General features: G+C 61.7%; 14 protein-coding genes. 7 read left to right on the top strand and 7 right to left on the bottom strand.

Going from position 1 to position 16,117, the window contains the following annotated elements; genetic code table 11:
- The first annotated feature begins 24 nt into the window (after positions 1 to 24).
- Complete coding sequence (locus ABD819_RS19950; RefSeq protein ID WP_345127210.1) at positions 25 to 459, top strand: OsmC family peroxiredoxin; 435 nt, start codon at positions 25 to 27, stop codon at positions 457 to 459.
- A 176-nt stretch (positions 460 to 635) separates the two neighbouring features.
- The gene (locus ABD819_RS19945; RefSeq protein ID WP_345127209.1) at positions 636 to 1,130 is read left to right on the top strand and encodes a hypothetical protein; all 495 of its coding nucleotides are present in this window, start codon (positions 636 to 638) and stop codon (positions 1,128 to 1,130) included.
- 3 nt (positions 1,131 to 1,133) lie between these two features.
- On the opposite strand, the gene ABD819_RS19940 is transcribed toward ABD819_RS19945, so the two are convergent.
- The 5 genes from ABD819_RS19940 to ABD819_RS19920 form a co-directional block, all read right to left on the bottom strand.
- Positions 1,134 to 1,610, bottom strand: coding sequence for a Uma2 family endonuclease (locus ABD819_RS19940; protein ID WP_345127208.1), 477 nt, complete (start codon positions 1,608 to 1,610; stop codon positions 1,134 to 1,136).
- A 50-nt stretch (positions 1,611 to 1,660) separates the two neighbouring features.
- On the bottom strand, positions 1,661 to 3,226 hold the full coding sequence (gene dnaA / locus ABD819_RS19935; RefSeq protein WP_345127207.1) for a chromosomal replication initiator protein DnaA: 1,566 nt from the start codon (positions 3,224 to 3,226) through the stop codon (positions 1,661 to 1,663).
- Between the two features lie 229 nt (positions 3,227 to 3,455).
- A complete protein-coding gene (locus ABD819_RS19930; protein WP_345127206.1) occupies positions 3,456 to 4,394 on the bottom strand; it encodes a bifunctional metallophosphatase/5'-nucleotidase in 939 nt (312 codons plus the stop codon).
- A gap of 114 nt (positions 4,395 to 4,508) precedes the next feature.
- Positions 4,509 to 5,267 carry a 5'-nucleotidase C-terminal domain-containing protein gene (locus tag ABD819_RS19925; protein WP_345127205.1) on the bottom strand — a complete coding sequence of 253 codons (759 nt, stop codon included), beginning with the start codon at positions 5,265 to 5,267 and terminating at the stop codon, positions 4,509 to 4,511.
- Between the two features lie 112 nt (positions 5,268 to 5,379).
- Positions 5,380 to 6,666, bottom strand: coding sequence for an outer membrane beta-barrel protein (locus ABD819_RS19920; protein ID WP_345127204.1), 1,287 nt, complete (start codon positions 6,664 to 6,666; stop codon positions 5,380 to 5,382).
- 186 nt (positions 6,667 to 6,852) lie between these two features.
- Between ABD819_RS19920 and ABD819_RS19915 the strand changes: the two genes are divergently transcribed.
- The 5 genes from ABD819_RS19915 (at position 6,853) to ABD819_RS19895 (ending at position 13,646) form a co-directional block, all read left to right on the top strand.
- On the top strand, positions 6,853 to 8,637 hold the full coding sequence (locus tag ABD819_RS19915) for a methylmalonyl-CoA mutase family protein (protein ID WP_345127203.1): 1,785 nt from the start codon (positions 6,853 to 6,855) through the stop codon (positions 8,635 to 8,637).
- A 101-nt stretch (positions 8,638 to 8,738) separates the two neighbouring features.
- Positions 8,739 to 10,961 carry a methylmalonyl-CoA mutase gene (scpA, locus tag ABD819_RS19910; protein WP_345127202.1) on the top strand — a complete coding sequence of 741 codons (2,223 nt, stop codon included), beginning with the start codon at positions 8,739 to 8,741 and terminating at the stop codon, positions 10,959 to 10,961.
- Positions 10,962 to 10,966: 5 nt separating this feature from the next.
- Positions 10,967 to 11,404, top strand: coding sequence for a hypothetical protein (locus ABD819_RS19905; RefSeq protein ID WP_345127201.1), 438 nt, complete (start codon positions 10,967 to 10,969; stop codon positions 11,402 to 11,404).
- A 398-nt stretch (positions 11,405 to 11,802) separates the two neighbouring features.
- The gene (locus ABD819_RS19900; protein ID WP_345127200.1) at positions 11,803 to 13,443 is read left to right on the top strand and encodes a hypothetical protein; all 1,641 of its coding nucleotides are present in this window, start codon (positions 11,803 to 11,805) and stop codon (positions 13,441 to 13,443) included.
- Between the two features lie 35 nt (positions 13,444 to 13,478).
- The gene (locus ABD819_RS19895; protein ID WP_345127199.1) at positions 13,479 to 13,646 is read left to right on the top strand and encodes a DUF1304 family protein; all 168 of its coding nucleotides are present in this window, start codon (positions 13,479 to 13,481) and stop codon (positions 13,644 to 13,646) included.
- Positions 13,647 to 13,656: 10 nt separating this feature from the next.
- On the opposite strand, the gene ABD819_RS19890 is transcribed toward ABD819_RS19895, so the two are convergent.
- Positions 13,657 to 14,403, bottom strand: coding sequence for a hypothetical protein (locus tag ABD819_RS19890; protein ID WP_345127197.1), 747 nt, complete (start codon positions 14,401 to 14,403; stop codon positions 13,657 to 13,659).
- Between the two features lie 199 nt (positions 14,404 to 14,602).
- Positions 14,603 to 15,637, bottom strand: a complete 1,035-nt coding sequence (gene asnA, locus ABD819_RS19885) for an aspartate--ammonia ligase (RefSeq protein ID WP_345127196.1) — start codon at positions 15,635 to 15,637, stop codon at positions 14,603 to 14,605.
- Positions 15,638 to 16,117: the final 480 nt, after the last annotated feature.

The raw sequence follows: 16,117 nt of genomic DNA, 5'->3' as shown, positions 1-16,117 counted from the left end.
ACCATTTCACTCATTCACCCCATCATGGCAGACCACAAAGGCACCGCCGCCTGGACCGGCGACATCAAAGGCAGCGGCATTCTCAGCACCGAAAGCGGCGCGCTGAACGCCCCCTACTCCGTTGGCAGCCGCTTCGAAGGCAAGCAGGGCACCAACCCCGAAGAGCTCATCGGCGCGGCCCACGCCGGCTGCTACACCATGTACCTGACCAGCGTGCTCACCAAGCACGGCCACACGGTACACACCATCAACACGACCAGCACCGTGACGATGAACCCCAACAACGGCCACCCCATCATCGAGCACATCCACGTGAGCACCGAAGGCCACGTGAGCGGCGGCAACATCACCGCCGACGACTTCCTGCAGCACGCCGAAGACGCCAAGGCCAACTGCCCGGTGTCGAAAGCGCTAAGCGCCGTGCCCAAAATGACAGTGGAAGCGAAATTCGTCGGGTAGTTTCTGCCCTGGCCGAACAACGAAACCAGCACGTCATGCTGAGCTTGCCGAAGCATCTCTACCGGGTAACTAATCCAATCGATTAAGTTTACTGTCGCAGTAGAGATGCTTCGGCAAGCTCAGCATGACGTGCTGCTTTTAGCCTTATACTGAAAACTTCGTCCTAAATTTGCCCCATGCCCACTGGTACCACCCGCATCCGTCTTCGCCCCGCCAACAACTCCCGTGTTCCGTTCTGGGGCCAGCTCGCCATCGGCCTGTTCTGGCTCGCCTACGTGGTGTTTGGCTTGTGGAGCGACTCCGGCGCGCAGGATTACCACTTCCTGCATTGGGTTTTCCTCGTCTTCACGTTTGTGTACCTCGGCTACGTGCTGGTGAACAACGCCCCCATTTTCGGCACCCAGAGCTATCTGGAGTTCACGCCCGGTTACATCGTGCACAAAAACGGCCTGTTTCGCCCCAAGCAGGTATTCGCCGCCGAAAATATCTCGGCGCTGGAGTTGCGGCCCGCCGTGCTGCGGGTGCGCCAGAAAGACGGCGAAATCTATGCCCTCAACCTACGCGAAGTGAAAGGCAAAATGCGCAAAACCCGCTTCCGCGAGCAGGTGCGGGAGTTTGCCGCCAAATACAACCTGCCCTTGCAGGAAGTAAGCCCGACAGCGACGGCTTAAACGCTACTCAAACAGCGGCGCAAGCGGCAACTCAATGCCGGTAGCTGCGTCAATCAGCTGCTCGCCATCGTGGAAGAACGAGTACTTGCCGGGCGCTTCGTACACAAAAACGCCGCTCACCTCCGGCAGCACAATCCAGCAGGATTTCACCCCGGCCTGGAAGTACGCATTGGCCTTGCCAATTAATTCGCTCAACGCTTGCGAAGGCGAAAGGATTTCGATGGTCGTCAGCGGTGCTTGTCGCACCACAATGCTGTCATTGGCCATGTCTGCCACCATCTTGGGGAAAATACCAATATCCGGCACCATCACCCGGCCCGCAACGTCAATGTTGACTTCCGACATAAAGCGAAATTGGTCGCGATAGCGGGTTTTCAACTCAAAAATCGCATTAGCTTGGACGATGCTGTGGTTTAGGCTAGGTATGGGCTTTCCGCGCTCGAGCTCGTAGTCGGAAATTCCCGGGGCAAGGGTCTGCATAAGGCAAAGGCTTTCCCAAATATAACGTAACCCAGCCGGAAACAGGCAGCCTACTTCTTCGCGAATTTCTTCCGCAGCTCGTCCACCTGGTCGCGGAATTTCTTATCCGAATCTACTAAGTCCGACACCGTCTGCACCGAGTGCATTACGGTGGTGTGGTCGCGGCCACCGAAGTGGAAACCGATGGTTTTCAGCGTGTGAGCCGTGTGGTGCTTGGCAAAGTACATAGCCACCTGCCGGGCCGTCACCACTTCTTTTTTGCGGGTTTTGTCCTTCAGCAGCTCCACCGGGATGCCGAAATACGCGGCCACGGTTTTCTGGATGAAGTCGAGGTTCACCTCGGCCTCCACTTCCTCGATGATGTGGCGCAGGGCCTGCTTCACCATCTCCAGGTCGATGTCGCGCCGGCTCAGGCTGCTCTGGGCTACCAGCGAGGCGATGACGCCTTCCAGCTCGCGCACGTTGGTGTGCACCGAGTTGGCGAGGTAGTCCACCACGTGGTCCGGCGGAATGTCGATGCCGTCCTGCTCCATCTTGTTGCGGATGATGGCCACCCGCGTCTCGAAGTCGGGGCTTTGCACATCGGCCGTCAGGCCCCACTTGAAGCGGTTCAGCAGCCGGTCTTCCAGGCCCTGCAGGTCCTTGGGCGGCCGGTCGGAGGTCATCACAATCTGCTTGCCCGACTGGTGCAGGTGATTGAAGATGTGGAAGAACATTTCCTGCGTCTTGCCCTTGTTGGCCAGAAACTGCACGTCGTCCAGAATCAGGGCATCGACCTGCAAATAGAAATTCGCAAAGTCCTGCACCTGCGCCCGCTGCACGCTGTCGATGAACTGATTGGTAAACTTCTCGGCCGATACGTAGAGCACGAACCGCTCCGGCGCGGTGGCCTTGATGTGGTTGCCGATGGCCTGCACGAGGTGCGTTTTGCCCAGGCCCACGCCGCCGTACACCATCAGCGGGTTGAAGCTGGTGGTACCGGGCTTGTTGGCTACCGCGAGACCGGCCGAGCGGGCCAGGCGGTTGCAGTCGCCCTCGATGTAGTTATCGAACGTGTACGAGCCGTTGAGCTGCGACGGCACGAGGTTGCCGTCCACTGGCCGGGCCGTGTCGAAGGGGTTGCGGGGCGGGGCCAGGGTATCGGCGTTGCCCGCGCTGTTGCCAAAATTATTGCCGCGCGGCGTGGTGCGCACCGCGCCCGAGGACACATAGCGGGCCGAGCCGGCGCGGGCACTGCCGGCCAGGGGGTTGCCGGTGGGCGGCGCGGTGGGCATGGTCTGGGGCGCGTCGCGTGGGTCGGGGGCGGCCTGCTTGCGGGGCGGCGGCAGGTGCAGGGCGCGGGGCGGCGTCTGCTCGTTGCCCTGGTCCACCACCACGCTGTATTCGAGGCGGCCTTCGGAGCCCAGCTCCTGGTATAGCGCCCGCCGCAGCTCATCCACGTAATGCTCCTCCAGCCAGTCGTAGAAATACGCACTCGGCACCTGAATTGTGAGCACGTTGCCCTTCAGCTCGACGGGCACGATGGGCTGAAACCACGTTCTGAAGCTCTGTTCGCCGATTTCCGCCGAGATGCTGCGCAAACAGCCAGCCCAAACCGTGCGAAAATCTTTGAGCATGAGTGGAATTAGAAGAAAACCGGCAGTGAACCGGGGCGGAAAAGATGACAAAAGCGGCGACCTCGCGGCGGCCCGTTTTTCTTAGGGGGGGACAAAATTGTGGAAAACTTATCGAGAAAAAAAGCCGGTTTCGCCTTGCTTTTTCGCTAGTTCTAGCAGGATGGCAAACCGTGTGGCTGCTACCGTTTTTTAACCAGCAAACGCAACGCCTGGCGGCCCCAACCCGACGCTAACCGATGTCGCGCACGGGCAACACGTTGGCCCGCACCAGCCCGCCCCGCCGGGTGCCGGGCGAGAACTCATAGTCGAGCCGGCCCAGGTTAATACCCGACCAGCCCACCTGATTGATAAAAGTAGGCGGCCCGTCGAGGTTGACGATGGGCTCCGGCGCATCGAGGAACGTGTGGGTGTGCCCGCCCAGGATGAGGTCGATGCCCGAAACCTGCGCCGCCAGCTTGCGGTCGTCGAGCTTGGGGCTTTCGTACTTGTAGCCGAGGTGCGAGAGGCAGATAACCAGGTCGCATTTTTCGGTCCCGCGCAGCTGGGCCACTACTTCCCGGGCCTTGGCCACGGGGTCGAGGTACACGGTCTGGCCGAAGTTTTTATCGGCTACCAGGCCGCTCAGCTCAATGCCCAGCCCAAAAATGCCGATGCGGATGCCCTGCTTCTCGAACACCTTATACGGCGCGAAACGGCCGGCCAAGGACGTTTTTGAGAAGTCGTAGTTCGCGATGAGGAACGGGAAGGTGGCGTTGGGCAGCTGGCGCTGCAGGCCCTCCAAGCCGTTGTCGAAGTCGTGGTTGCCGAGGGTGCTGGCGTCGTAAGCCATCTGGCTCATGAGCTTGTATTCCAGCTCGCCGCCGAAGAAGTTGAAGTACGGCGTGCCCTGGAAGATATCGCCGGAATCGAGCAGCAGCACGTTGGCTTCCTTGCTGCGAATATCCTTGACGAGGGCCGCCCGCCGCGCCATGCCGCCCAGCCCGGCCCACTGCCCGCCGTTGTCGGGGAAGGGCTCGATGCGCGAGTGCATATCGTTGGTGTGCAGAATGGTGAGCTTCACTGGCGCTTTAGCGGCGGTAGCGGCTTCGGCCGAGCCGGCCAGACTGCCCAGGGCCGTGAGGCCGGCCGTACCGAGGAGGGAATTGCGGAGAAATTCGCGACGCTTCATGGGAAATAATTAAAAATTATGAATTAAAAATTAAAGATTGGAGGAGCAATCTGAGACTGAAACCATCGGGGGTTTGGTCATTTTTAATTCTCAATTTTTAATTTTTAATTAACCTTAGTTGACCTTCACCCGGCCTTCGACCCGGGCCGTGACCGGCTGGCCGGCTTTGGTGAGGCTGCGAATGTGGTCGGCGATGGCGGTGCGGAGCAGCACGTTGGTGTGGCGGGCCGGGAGGGCCTTGAAGAAGCCCATGTTGTCGCCACCCGTGGCGAGGTAGTCGGAAATGGCAATGGGCCAGAGGCGGTCCTGGTTCGCATCAAAGGGCTGACCGCCGATGCGGATATCCTTGGGCTGCCCGTCGAAGGTGATGGTGTAGGTAGCGCCCGAAACGGCCATTTTGCTGCGGGCGGCAAAGTCGAACAGCTGCTGCACCACCGAGCCGGGGGCATCGAGCACCACCAGCTCGTTCTCGAACGGCATCAGCTCAAATACTGAACCCAGGGTGACGGGGCCGGCGGCGAAACCGGCCCGCAGGCCGCCGTTGGTCATCACGCCCAGCGAGATGGGCTCGCCCAGCACCTGGCTGGCCCGCACCCGCTGCAAGTCGGCCACGAAGTTGGCCAGGGGCGACTCGCCGGGGTTTTTGGTGAGCGGAGCCGGGGCATTGCCCAATACCTCGGTCATCTGGGCGGTCACCTTATCGTGGTACGGCGCGATAAGGGCGGCGGCGGCGGGTTCTTCGGCCTGAGCCTTGCCCACCGGCTGGCTGGTGACGGGCGCAAAAGCGGCCTTGGCCTGGTAGGGGGCGCGCTGGCAGGCTCCTAGTAATACGAGCAGGCCAAGGGCAGGAATACGGAAACGGAGAAAGCGCATTTCTTAGTTAGGTAGGCAAAGGGCAAAGGTAGCTTCATTGCCGCGTCGGCACAGCAACGCAACGTCCTGGACAAGCACCTGCTGACCCCGATTTGAAGCGGAAGGATGAAACCTAAAACAAGTTGAAGCTCAGCAGGCCCGAATACCGGAAGATGGGAGCCGCAAACGAGCCCGACGTTACATAGCCACTGCTGCGCTCGCCCCGCACCTCCAGGCCCAGGGCGTGCCCTTTAATGCCGGGTAGCGCCAGACCTGCCCCGCCGAATATGCCCACTTCGTAGGAGCGGATGTAGATGTCACTCACTGCCTGCTTGTTCATTACTACCTGCGTTCCGCCGACGGTGTATTCCGAGCGTAGCTCGCGGGTGCTGGATAGCAGGTAACTGCCGCTAAGGCCGGCCAGCAGAAACGGCCGCACGGGGCCAGCATTGAAGTGATAGCGCGCTTGCAACGGGAACCGCAGGCTTCGTAACTCAAACGTGGCCTGTTCGGAGAGGTCGACCGAGGAAAAGCCCCGGGCCACGTACGAATTACTGTATTTCAACCGCTCGAATAACACTTCCAGGCGCAGGTTCAGTCGGTCGTTGAGGGGCGAGAGCAGGGCGGTCACAAACAGGCCGCCGGTAGGGGAGAACGTATTTTTGAACGTTCCTTTTTGCAGGCTGATTTCGCCTTCAAAGCGCATCTCAGTATTAGCCGCGCCGGCTACCAGGCCGCCAATAATTTTTATCCGGCGCGAAGCAGGTGCCAGTTTTGCTGCGGCAGGCGCTTCGAAATAGCCATTGTAGCGCTGCACTGCATTAACCAAGCTACCCGATGAGAAATCGAGCGTGGGCAGCAGGGGCTGAATGGCCAGGCAGTCCTGAAATGCCACCGACAGGGTTTTGCGGTAGATTGCCTGGCTTTGGTCCTGGTCGCGGACATACACGGCCCGGTGCACCAGCCGCTTTTCCAGTTCCTGCACGGGGGCAGCCGCCGGGGCGGCGGCCATGCGCAGGTAGTAGCGGGTTTCGTCGTTGGCATCGCGCCGGGTGTAAAGACTGGCGCGGCCCGACACCAGCACCTCCAGAAAATACGGGCGAACGGACAGGTCCTGCCGGCCCGGCTCGGCATCAGTCATATAGACCGGCGGTATCAGCTGCGACTCGTAGCGGGGGCCATTGGTGAGGGCATAGGCCCGCAAATCGGCGGGCGTATATTCCACCACTGGCGCATCCGGGGCCGGCCGAAAGCTGCACTGCAATGAGTTGCGCAGAGCCCCGCGCGACTGCAGAAAGCCCCGTAGCGTATCGCCGGCAGGCCGCACCACGTAGCCGGGCTTGTAGCCCTGGGCCTGAACAGTGGAGATACTGCCGCTGGCGAGCAGGGCCAATAGCATGAGGGTAGACTTGTTAGCCATCGATAACCAGGGAAAGGAAAGCCGAAAAACGGGCAATAATCAATTGGCTACAAGCCAAAGCCTCAAAGCTACGATAGTAAAAGGCGGGGTGCATGCGGGGCCCGGCCGTATCTTTCGGCCTGTTTGCGGCTCGGGCTCCTGGTGGGCCGGGGCTGTCGTACTCGTTGGCCAAAGCGCCCAGAATTTATGTCCGATGTTACAGCGGCTTCGTCCGTTTCCTTTGCTGAGTTTCCGGCGGTGACCACGGCCGAGTGGCAGGCCCGCCTGGCCCGCGACCTGAAGGGCCAGGACCCCGCCACCCTGCGCTGGCCCCTGCCCGATGGCTTCGCCCTGGAGCCCTTTTATCATCGCGAAGCCCTGGCGGCGCTGGGTGGCCCACCGGCACCCCAGCCCCACCCCATCACGCCCTGGCTGAACGTGCCCACGCTCAACGTGCCCGCCGACGCCGACGGCCGCGAGCAGATTGAGCTGGCCGCTACCGCCCTGGCGCTGGGGGCCGATGGCATTCACTTCAACATCAGCGATGCCGCGACGTTTGCCGTGTACTACCTGGCCGAGCTGCTGCCCCTGGCCCGCACCTTTGTGGGCTATACCGTGACGGAAGCCCCTGATACGCTGCTGAGCCAACTGGTAGAGAATAACCCCGGCACGGCCCTGCGCGGCTTCCTGCGCTTTGCCCCCGGCCCCGTGCCCGAGGGAGGCGAGCTTGCGGACTACCGCGTGGCCCTGCGGCGCTGCGTGAGCCTGACTACGGGCATGCCCGATTTCCGCGCGCTGGCCGTGAACGGGGCCTTTTTTGGCAACCGTGGGGCCACCGCTACCCAGCAAATTGCTTTCAGCCTGAACACCGCTGCCGCCCTGCTGGCCGAGCTGCCCAACGCGGAAGTGAGCACTGCCCAGGTGGCTGCGGCCCTGCACCTGCACATGGCCGTGATGCCCGGCTACTTCCTGGAGATAGCCAAGCTGCGGGCCCTGCGCCGGCTGTGGGCCACGCTGCTGCATAGTTTTGGGCTACCGGCTGAGCTCAACGAGCGGCTGCGCATTCACACCCTCACCTCGTCGTGGACGCAGACTACGCTGGCCCCGCACAACAACCTGCTGCGCCACACTACCGAGGCCATGAGTGCCGTGCTGGGCGGGGCCGATTCGCTGTCGGTCGCGCCGTTTGACTACTTGTTTGCGGAGGCCAACGAGTTTTCGAGCCGACTGGCGCGCAACCTCTCGGTGCTGCTGCGCGAGGAAGCCGGCCTGGGCCGGGTGCAGGACCCCGCCGCAGGCTCCTACTTCATCGAAACCCTCACCGACCAGCTGGCCCGGGAGGCCTGGCAGCTGTTTCAGCGCATGGAGGAAGCCGGGGGGCTGCCCCAGGTGCGCGGCCAGCTGCTGGACGAAATTAAGACCGTGGCCACCGAAACGTTCCGGCGCATTGCCAGCGGCCAGCAGGTGGTAGTGGGCACCAACCGCTTTCAGGACCGCAACGAGCAGTTCTCCTTCCACCCCAAAAAGCTGCTGCGCTCGGCCTCATTCGATGTGACCCGGGCCGCCTACCCCACCGAAGTGCTGCGCCTGGCCACGGCCCTGCACTTCGAACGCCGCGAGCGCAAGAGCAAGCGCGCCGCCGTGGTGCTCCTCGGGTCCAACACCAACCAGGTGATTCTCGAATCCTTCGTGCAGATGCTGCAGGAGCACGAGCGGCCCGAGCTGGCGGCCAGCCACCCGCCGGGCACGCTGTCGCTGCTCTACTCCTCGGCCGAGGAAGCGACGCTGATGTACGCCACACCGGAACAATTTCAGCGCTTCGCCCGCTTCATCTATTTGATTCCGAACGAGAAGCACGTATTCATCCCCCCCGCCCTGCTCAGCTCCGACCTGGCTACCATGCAGGAAGCCGTGCGGGTGTTTGGCTTCAAGGAAATGAAGGTGCAGGGCTACACCACCGAGCAGGTGCTGGCCCGTTTGCAAGGACGGTAAGCGTTGAGTTAAAAGTTAAAAGTTGAGAGTTAACAGCTCCCGTAGCTGTCCGTTTCGCTCAATCAACTTTTAACTCTCAACTTTTAACTTTTAACTAATTTATGAAGCCCGATTTCTCCTCGATTCCCTACAACGCCGCTCCTGCTCCGGCCGCTGCCGTAGCTCCGGAAACGGCTGCCGCGCCCACGCCCGAGGGTATCGTAATTAAGAAAGTATACACGGCCGACGATGTGGACGGCCTCGACCACCTGGGCTTCGGCGCGGGGCAGGCACCGTACCTGCGCGGGCCGTATGCCAGCATGTACGTGCAGAATCCGTGGACCATCCGGCAGTACGCGGGCTTCTCGACGGCCGAGGCCAGCAATGCTTTTTATCGCCGCAACCTAGCCGGCGGGCAGAAGGGGCTGAGCGTGGCCTTTGATTTGGCCACCCACCGGGGCTACGATTCGGACCACCCGCGGGTGCAGGGCGACGTGGGCAAGGCCGGCGTGGCCATCGACTCGGTGGAGGACATGAAAATCCTCTTCGACCAGATTCCACTCGACCAAATGTCGGTATCCATGACCATGAACGGGGCCGTGCTGCCCGTGCTGGCCTTCTACATCGTGGCGGCCGAGGAGCAGGGCGTGAGCCCGGAGAAGCTGGCCGGCACCATTCAGAACGACATTCTGAAGGAGTTCATGGTGCGCAACACTTACATCTACCCGCCCGCGCCGAGCATGCGCATCATCGCCGACATTTTCAGCTACACGGCGGCGCTCATGCCCAAGTTCAACTCGATTTCCATCTCGGGCTACCACATGCAGGAGGCCGGTGCCACCGCCGATTTGGAGCTGGCCTACACCCTGGCCGACGGCTTGGAATACGTGCGCGCCGGCCTCGCGGCGGGCATGAAGATTGACGAATTCGCCCCGCGCCTGTCCTTCTTCTGGGCCATCGGCATGAACCACTTCATGGAGATTGCCAAGCTGCGCGCCGGCCGCCTGCTGTGGGCCAAGCTCATGCGGCAGTTCGAGCCCACCAACCCCAAAAGCCTGGCCCTGCGCACGCATTGCCAGACATCCGGCTACTCCCTCACCGAGCAGGACCCCTACAACAACGTGGCCCGCACCGCCATTGAGGCGCTGGCCGCCGTGCTCGGCGGCACCCAGAGCCTGCACACCAACGCCCTGGACGAAGCCATCGCGCTGCCCACCGATTTCTCCGCCCGCATTGCCCGCAACACCCAGCTCTACCTCCAGCACGAAACCGACGTGACCAAAGTGGTCGACCCTTGGGGCGGCTCCTACTACGTGGAAACCCTCACCCACGAGCTGGCCGATAAGGCCTGGGCCCTCATTCAGGAAGTGGAGGAGTTGGGCGGCATGGCCAAGGCCATCGAAACCGGCCTGCCCAAGCTGCGCATTGAGGAAGCCGCCGCCCGCAAGCAGGCCCGCATCGACTCGGGCAAGGAAATTATCGTGGGCGTGAACAAGTACCAGACCACCGAGAAAACCGAGGTTGAAGTCCTCGATATCGACAACGACGCGGTGCGCGAAAGCCAGATTGCCCGGCTGAAAACCATCCGCGCCAGCCGCGATACCACGGCCGTGAAAGTAGCCCTGGCCGCCCTCACTGAGGCGGCGGGTATCAGGGTTGAGGAGCTGAAACTCGATGAGTTAAAAGTTAAAAGTGAAGAGTTAAAATCTGCCACGGGTACGGGCTCTTCCCCTTTTAACTCTCAACTTTTAACTTTTAACTTACTGGCTTTAGCCATCACCGCCGCCCGCGCCCGCGCCACGCTCGGTGAAATCTCCGACGCCCTCGAAGCCCAGTACGGCCGGCACCAGGCCACCACGCGCACCGTTTCGGGCGTGTACTCGCAGGAGATGAGCCACAACGTAGCCTTCGAACAGGCCCGTGCCGCTGCCGAAGAATTCGCCGCCCGCGAAGGCCGCCGCCCCCGCATGCTGGTGGCCAAAATGGGCCAGGACGGCCACGACCGCGGCGCGAAAATCATAGCCACCAGCTTCGCCGACGTGGGCTTCGACGTCGACATCGCCCCCCTCTTCCAAACGCCGGCCGAGGTAGCCCGCCAGGCCGCCGACAACGACGTGCACGTGGTGGGCGTGAGCAGCCTCGCCGCCGGCCACAAAACCCTGCTCCCCCAGCTCCTCACAGAGCTCAGGCAGCTCGGCCGCGAGGATATCCTAGTCATCGCCGGCGGCGTAATTCCCGCCCAGGACTACCAATTCCTCTTCGATGCCGGCGTGGCCGGCGTGTACGGCCCGGGCACGGTCATCGCCACGGCCGCGCTGGAGATTCTGGGGAAGCTGGGGGAGTAGTTCTTATGTCATTCACCTATCTTTCTAGTCGCTTAACCCTCGCCTACAAGCTGCTTATCCCAATAGTTACGTTGCTCGGCTTGGGCATTTATATGGTCTTGATGCTTACCCAGCATTGGCCTTTGGAGCTACATGGAGTGGTAGCCCTTTTCAGTTTTGTAGTGTGGTTGCTGTTTGTGCTACTATTCTCTCTGAAAATCCGCCATATTGCCTACAACGACTCTTTTATTCGGATTAAGAATTACGGTCCTTGGATACAGATTCCGAATAGCGAGTATATTTTGTTGGATTCCGGAAGCTTGCCGGGCCTTTACCAGTTCCGCGTTTTAACTGGTGAGTATTTGTTTTTAGCTAGCTATTTCGGTACCCTAGCGGCCCAATTCCGGCAAGGCGGCGAACCTGTTTCTGTTACAATTGCCCGGAGGACCTTAACCAAAGCATAATGCTTCACCATGCCCTTCTTCGCCGCCCTCGACCATTTTAAAGCTGAACTTGACGCCCTGCGCCCCCTGGCTCCGGAACAGCAGCAACAAGTGCTGCAAAATTTCCTCCCGAAACTGCGCTAAGCCCCGCCTAAAACCCAGGCCCGCCCCACCCGGCGGGCCTTTTTCGTGGCCCAAACTCCCCAGCCGCTACTCAGGGTGCTAAAACGAATTATTTTATCATTAAACATCTTACTATTTATATTATTAATAATAAAGTCTTAAATTCAGTTGGGAATTGTACCCGCGCCGGGCGGGCGGAGTCAGATTAAGGTTGCGACACACTTCCCGAATCACCTTCCTGGCAACCATTAAAATGGCCCCTGGCCGTCCTTATCTATCCTCCACCACTTGATGCTATGATTATGAGACAGCTGCTCCTTTCCCTGTTTTTGCTCCTTGGTTTCACTACCTACGCGCAGCCCGCCACCTGGAATTATGTGTTCCCCCTCAGCGATTTGAATGGGGTGATGGACGTGGCCACCGACTCCGATGGCAACGCCTACGTTACGGGTCGCTTCACGGGCTCGCTGCAGCTGGGCGGCACGCAGCTCAGCAGCGCCCAAGCGGGGCCCTGCCTCTACCTGGCCAAAATGAGCCCCGGCGGCCAGGTGCTGCGCGTCACGAAGCTGGAAGGCGCCACCGATGTGTTGCCCCGCAGCATTGCCGTGGATGGGGCCGGCAATACCTACGTCACAGGCAGCTTTTCGGGGACGCTGACTTATAACAACGGCCAACAGACGACTTCTCTGCTGGCCACGCCGGCGGGCGGCACCATTTTCCTGCTCAAGTGCAACCCCGGCGGCAGCGTGAGCTGGGTGCGGCAGGCCGATGGCAGCGCCACCGGAGCCTACCGCTTCTGCCAGGGCACGGCCGTGGCCGTGGACAACGCTGGCAACAGCTACATCGGCGGCACGGTGAGCGGCGATAACATCCGGTTTGGCACCCTGGCGCTGGGAGCGCACTCGCGCGATGGCTTCCTGGCCAGCTACGACCAGCTGGGCCGCCTGCGCTGGGCGCGGGTGCTCACCCACCTCAGCACTTCCTTTGGCAGCAGCCAGGCCGGCGGCGTGGCCGTGGATGGGGCCGGCAATTGCTACCTCAGCGGCCACAGCTACAGCGGCTTTTCGCTCGACGGCATCTCGCTGCCCCTCCCCGTTGACACCGACTACCTGGCCCGCTTCGATACCAGCCAGGGGCAGCTGCGCTGGGCCCGCTCCACGCCCGGCGATGGCGGCGGCCAGGCCCTGGCCCTGGATAGAGCGGGGGATATCTACAGCGGCGGCACGTTTTCGGGCACGGTTTCGCTGGGCCGCATCGCCCTCACCAGCGCCGGCGATGCCGACGGCTACGTGGCCCGCTACGATAAGAATGGCGGCGTGGACTGGGCCGTGGCCCTGGGCGGCCACGACTATGACGTGGTGAGCAGCCTGGCCGTGGACCAGAGCTCGGGGAAGGTTTTTGCCGCGGGCATGCTGAACTACACCGCGCAGGGCACCAACCAGTCGTTTATGGCCAACATCAACCCCAATGGCCGCATTCAGCGCACCGAGCTGGTGGGCGGCACGGGCACCAGCTCCTGCGGCCAGCTGGCCATCGACGACCAGAATAACGTGTACTCGACGGGGGTGTTTACGGGCAGCTGCGGCTTCGGCCCCATTGCCCTCAGCACCACCAGTACAAAAGGCTACTTCGGAAGATTTGGCCGCCGGCCCGGCCAGAAGGCAACCAACCAGGAGAATAGCATGGCGGCCGAAATCAGCATTTTCCCCATCCCCGCCCGGCAGCAGTTTACGGTGCGCCTCGCGGGTACCGACGAAGTTCAACAGGCCGTGCTCTACAATACCCAGGGTCACATCGTGGCCCGGCGCACCATCGAGCCCACTGCTGAACGGGCCGAAACAGCGTTTGAAACCACCGCCCTGCCCGACGGCCTCTACGTGCTACGGCTGGTATCGGCCCGGGCCACTACCACGCGCCTGCTCACGGTGCAGCACTAGCAAGGAGCGGGTGCCCCGGGGCTTTCCGCGCCGCTATGCACCTGCTGATTTCAAACCCCGACTGGCACCGCAACGTGGCCAGCTTTTTCCTGGCTTGCATGGCGGTGGCGGGCATCTGCGGGGCCGCCACGGCGGGCAAGCGCATGCGGCTGGTGCAAGCGCTGCCCGCGCTGCTGGCCCAGGCCGCCGGGCGGGCCGCCTAAAGCCGCGGCGTCAGAACCACAGCAGCACAATCAGCGTCAGCACGGCAAGCAGGGCGCTCACGCTGGCGGTGTTCACCACCACTTCGGGCGGCCGGCCGGGCCACAGGCCCACTGCCGCTACCGCCCCCAGCAGCAGCGGCAGCAGCGCAAACGTGCCGTAGATAGTGCCGCCGTAGGGCTGAAACGGGGCTGCGCCATCGGGCGAGCTCGGGGCGCTGATGCGCTGCACCACACCCAGCAGTGGGGTTTTCCACACCGTAATTGGCTGGCCCACCTCCCGCACGCGGTACCCAATGGCGCTGGGCAGCCGGAACGTGGTGTGCTCGGTGCGCACCCGGTAGGCCAGCTGCGGGTCGGAAAGCGAGGACGACACCGACACCGGAAAGCGGCTGCGCACGGTCTCGCGGGCGTATTTGCGCGCCGGCAGCACCCAGTCGAGGGCCAGCAGCAGCACGCAAGCCAGCAGGGCCGCGTTGAGGCTGCGGGCCACCTGGGCGTAGCGGATTATTCGCTCATCGGGGTGCGGCCGGGCGGGCGCCAGGGCCGGCTCCCGGGCCAGGAGCACATCGTAGGCCAGCCGCCGCCGTGGGTTGCCCAGAATGCCGTAGCCGGCTTCCACTTCGGCCAGCCGGGATTTCATGGCCGGGTCGTGGGCGGCCAGGCGCTTGAGGCGGGTGCGCTGGCGCACGTAGCCCTGCTCAACCTGCAAGGCCGTGGCCGTGGCCGCAATTCCCAAAACGCGGTAGTAGTTCTGCATAAGCCAAGCGCGGAGAGGCCCGAAAATACAGTTTCGCCGCCAGTTAAAAAACGTGGGAGACGCATGCGCTATTGCACGCCGGCCCAAAATGCGCCGGCCATAGCCACCACGGTAGCCCGCCGCGCCCCATGAAAAGAGGGATTGAACAGCCTGTCCGGCCATTCAATCCCTCTTTTCATTTGTCTGGACTGGCTGGCTGCTACAGCAGCTCTACGCCGGATGCCGCCAGCTCGCGGCGCACCGCTTCGGGCCAGATGCTGACCTGCACCTCCCCGATGTGGGCCTTGCGCAGCAAAAACATGCACACCCGCGACTGCCCAATGCCACCGCCAATGCTCTGCGGCAGCTCATCGGCCAGCAGCATCCGGTGGAACTGCAGCTGCTGGCGCTCGGGGCAGCCGCGCAGCTCCAGCTGCCGGCTCAGGGCCATCTTATCCACCCGAATACCCATTGACGACACCTCAAACGAGGTTTCCAGCACCGGGTTCCAGAGCAGGATGTCGCCGTTCAGGCCGCGGTGGCCGGCTTCGTTCGGGGTGCTCCAGTCGTCGTAGTCGGGGGCGCGGCCGTCGTGGATTTCGCCGTGGCTCAGCTCGCCGCCAATGCCCATGAGGAATACCGCGCCGTACTCGCGGGCGGCCTCGTGCTCCCGCTGTTTGGGCGTGAGGTCGGGGTAGCGCCGCAGCAAGTCTTCGGCATAGATAAAGGTGATGCCGGGCGGCAAAATCGGCTCAATGCCAAATTGCTCACTCACCAGCTGTTCGGTGGTTTTCAGCACCTCATAAATGGTTTCAACCGTGGTTTTCAGGAAGGGAATGGTGCGCTGCTCGGGCAGCATGTGCTTTTCCCAGTCCCACTGGTCCACGTAAATGGAGTGGATGGGGCTGTAGTCCTCGTCGGGGCGCAGGGCGCGCATATCGGTGAGCAGGCCCCGGCCGGGCGCGATGCCCAGCTCGCGCAGGCGCAGCCGCTTCCACTTGGCCAGCGAATGCACCACCACGGCCCGCTGCTCATCCAGGGCCTTGATGGGGAAGCCCACGGGCCGCTCCACCCCGTTCAAATCGTCGTTGATGCCCGTGCCATCCAGCACCACCATGGGGGCGGAGATTTTGGCGAGGTGCAGCCGGCGCACCAGCTCATTGGCGAAGGTTTCCTTTACGAACGTAATGGCCTCTTCGGTTTCGAGCAGGCCAGCCGCTACGGGCCGGGCAATGGGGGTTTGGGCAGTTTCCATGGGTTGATATGGGGGTTGGAGTGAAAAAAAGTTGGGTTTGAAATGAGCAATGCGGCGGATTGGGCAATAGGGAGCCACCTCCCGGCTGAGGAGTTTTTTTTGAGGTCCGAGTTGGTGCCGATGAGGCGGGGAAGGCAAAAAAAAAGCCTTCCGGTTACGGAAGGCTTTTCAAATTGAAATAATGGTCGTTATTTCCTTTTTTGAATAATAGCCTCCCTTTCCCGGAATAAATTATTATTCGAGTTATTGAAAAGGATGCTGTTATTGAACAGGAACATAGCGGGCGCTTTTGGTCTTAGCGAATGCAAGTATACAGATAAATTATTTATTCAGCAAAAAAATGATTTCCTGCCTCAGACTAACCGCACTATGTGCGCAAGGGTAAATTTGCGGCTTACCCCCTTGGTTCGATGTCGTTACTCACCCACTTAGCCGACGTGCCGGACTTCCGGCGGCAGAATAAAAACTTTCGCCACAAAC

The sequence above is a fragment of the Hymenobacter antarcticus genome (assembly GCF_039539545.1).
Taxonomy (GTDB): Bacteria; Bacteroidota; Bacteroidia; order Cytophagales; family Hymenobacteraceae; genus Hymenobacter; species Hymenobacter antarcticus.
This window is presented reverse-complemented; position numbering and strand designations above follow the sequence as displayed.

Coding starts and splice junctions, on each gene's coding strand:
- ABD819_RS19950 (WP_345127210.1), top strand. CDS start 25: ATGGCAGACCACAAAGGCACCGCCGCCTGGACCGGCGACATCAAAGGC.
- ABD819_RS19945 (WP_345127209.1), top strand. CDS start 636: ATGCCCACTGGTACCACCCGCATCCGTCTTCGCCCCGCCAACAACTCC.
- ABD819_RS19940 (WP_345127208.1), bottom strand. CDS start 1,610: ATGCAGACCCTTGCCCCGGGAATTTCCGACTACGAGCTCGAGCGCGGA.
- dnaA (WP_345127207.1), bottom strand. CDS start 3,226: ATGCTCAAAGATTTTCGCACGGTTTGGGCTGGCTGTTTGCGCAGCATC.
- ABD819_RS19930 (WP_345127206.1), bottom strand. CDS start 4,394: ATGAAGCGTCGCGAATTTCTCCGCAATTCCCTCCTCGGTACGGCCGGC.
- ABD819_RS19925 (WP_345127205.1), bottom strand. CDS start 5,267: ATGCGCTTTCTCCGTTTCCGTATTCCTGCCCTTGGCCTGCTCGTATTA.
- ABD819_RS19920 (WP_345127204.1), bottom strand. CDS start 6,666: ATGGCTAACAAGTCTACCCTCATGCTATTGGCCCTGCTCGCCAGCGGC.
- ABD819_RS19915 (WP_345127203.1), top strand. CDS start 6,853: ATGTCCGATGTTACAGCGGCTTCGTCCGTTTCCTTTGCTGAGTTTCCG.
- scpA (WP_345127202.1), top strand. CDS start 8,739: ATGAAGCCCGATTTCTCCTCGATTCCCTACAACGCCGCTCCTGCTCCG.
- ABD819_RS19905 (WP_345127201.1), top strand. CDS start 10,967: ATGTCATTCACCTATCTTTCTAGTCGCTTAACCCTCGCCTACAAGCTG.
- ABD819_RS19900 (WP_345127200.1), top strand. CDS start 11,803: ATGATTATGAGACAGCTGCTCCTTTCCCTGTTTTTGCTCCTTGGTTTC.
- ABD819_RS19895 (WP_345127199.1), top strand. CDS start 13,479: ATGCACCTGCTGATTTCAAACCCCGACTGGCACCGCAACGTGGCCAGC.
- ABD819_RS19890 (WP_345127197.1), bottom strand. CDS start 14,403: ATGCAGAACTACTACCGCGTTTTGGGAATTGCGGCCACGGCCACGGCC.
- asnA (WP_345127196.1), bottom strand. CDS start 15,637: ATGGAAACTGCCCAAACCCCCATTGCCCGGCCCGTAGCGGCTGGCCTG.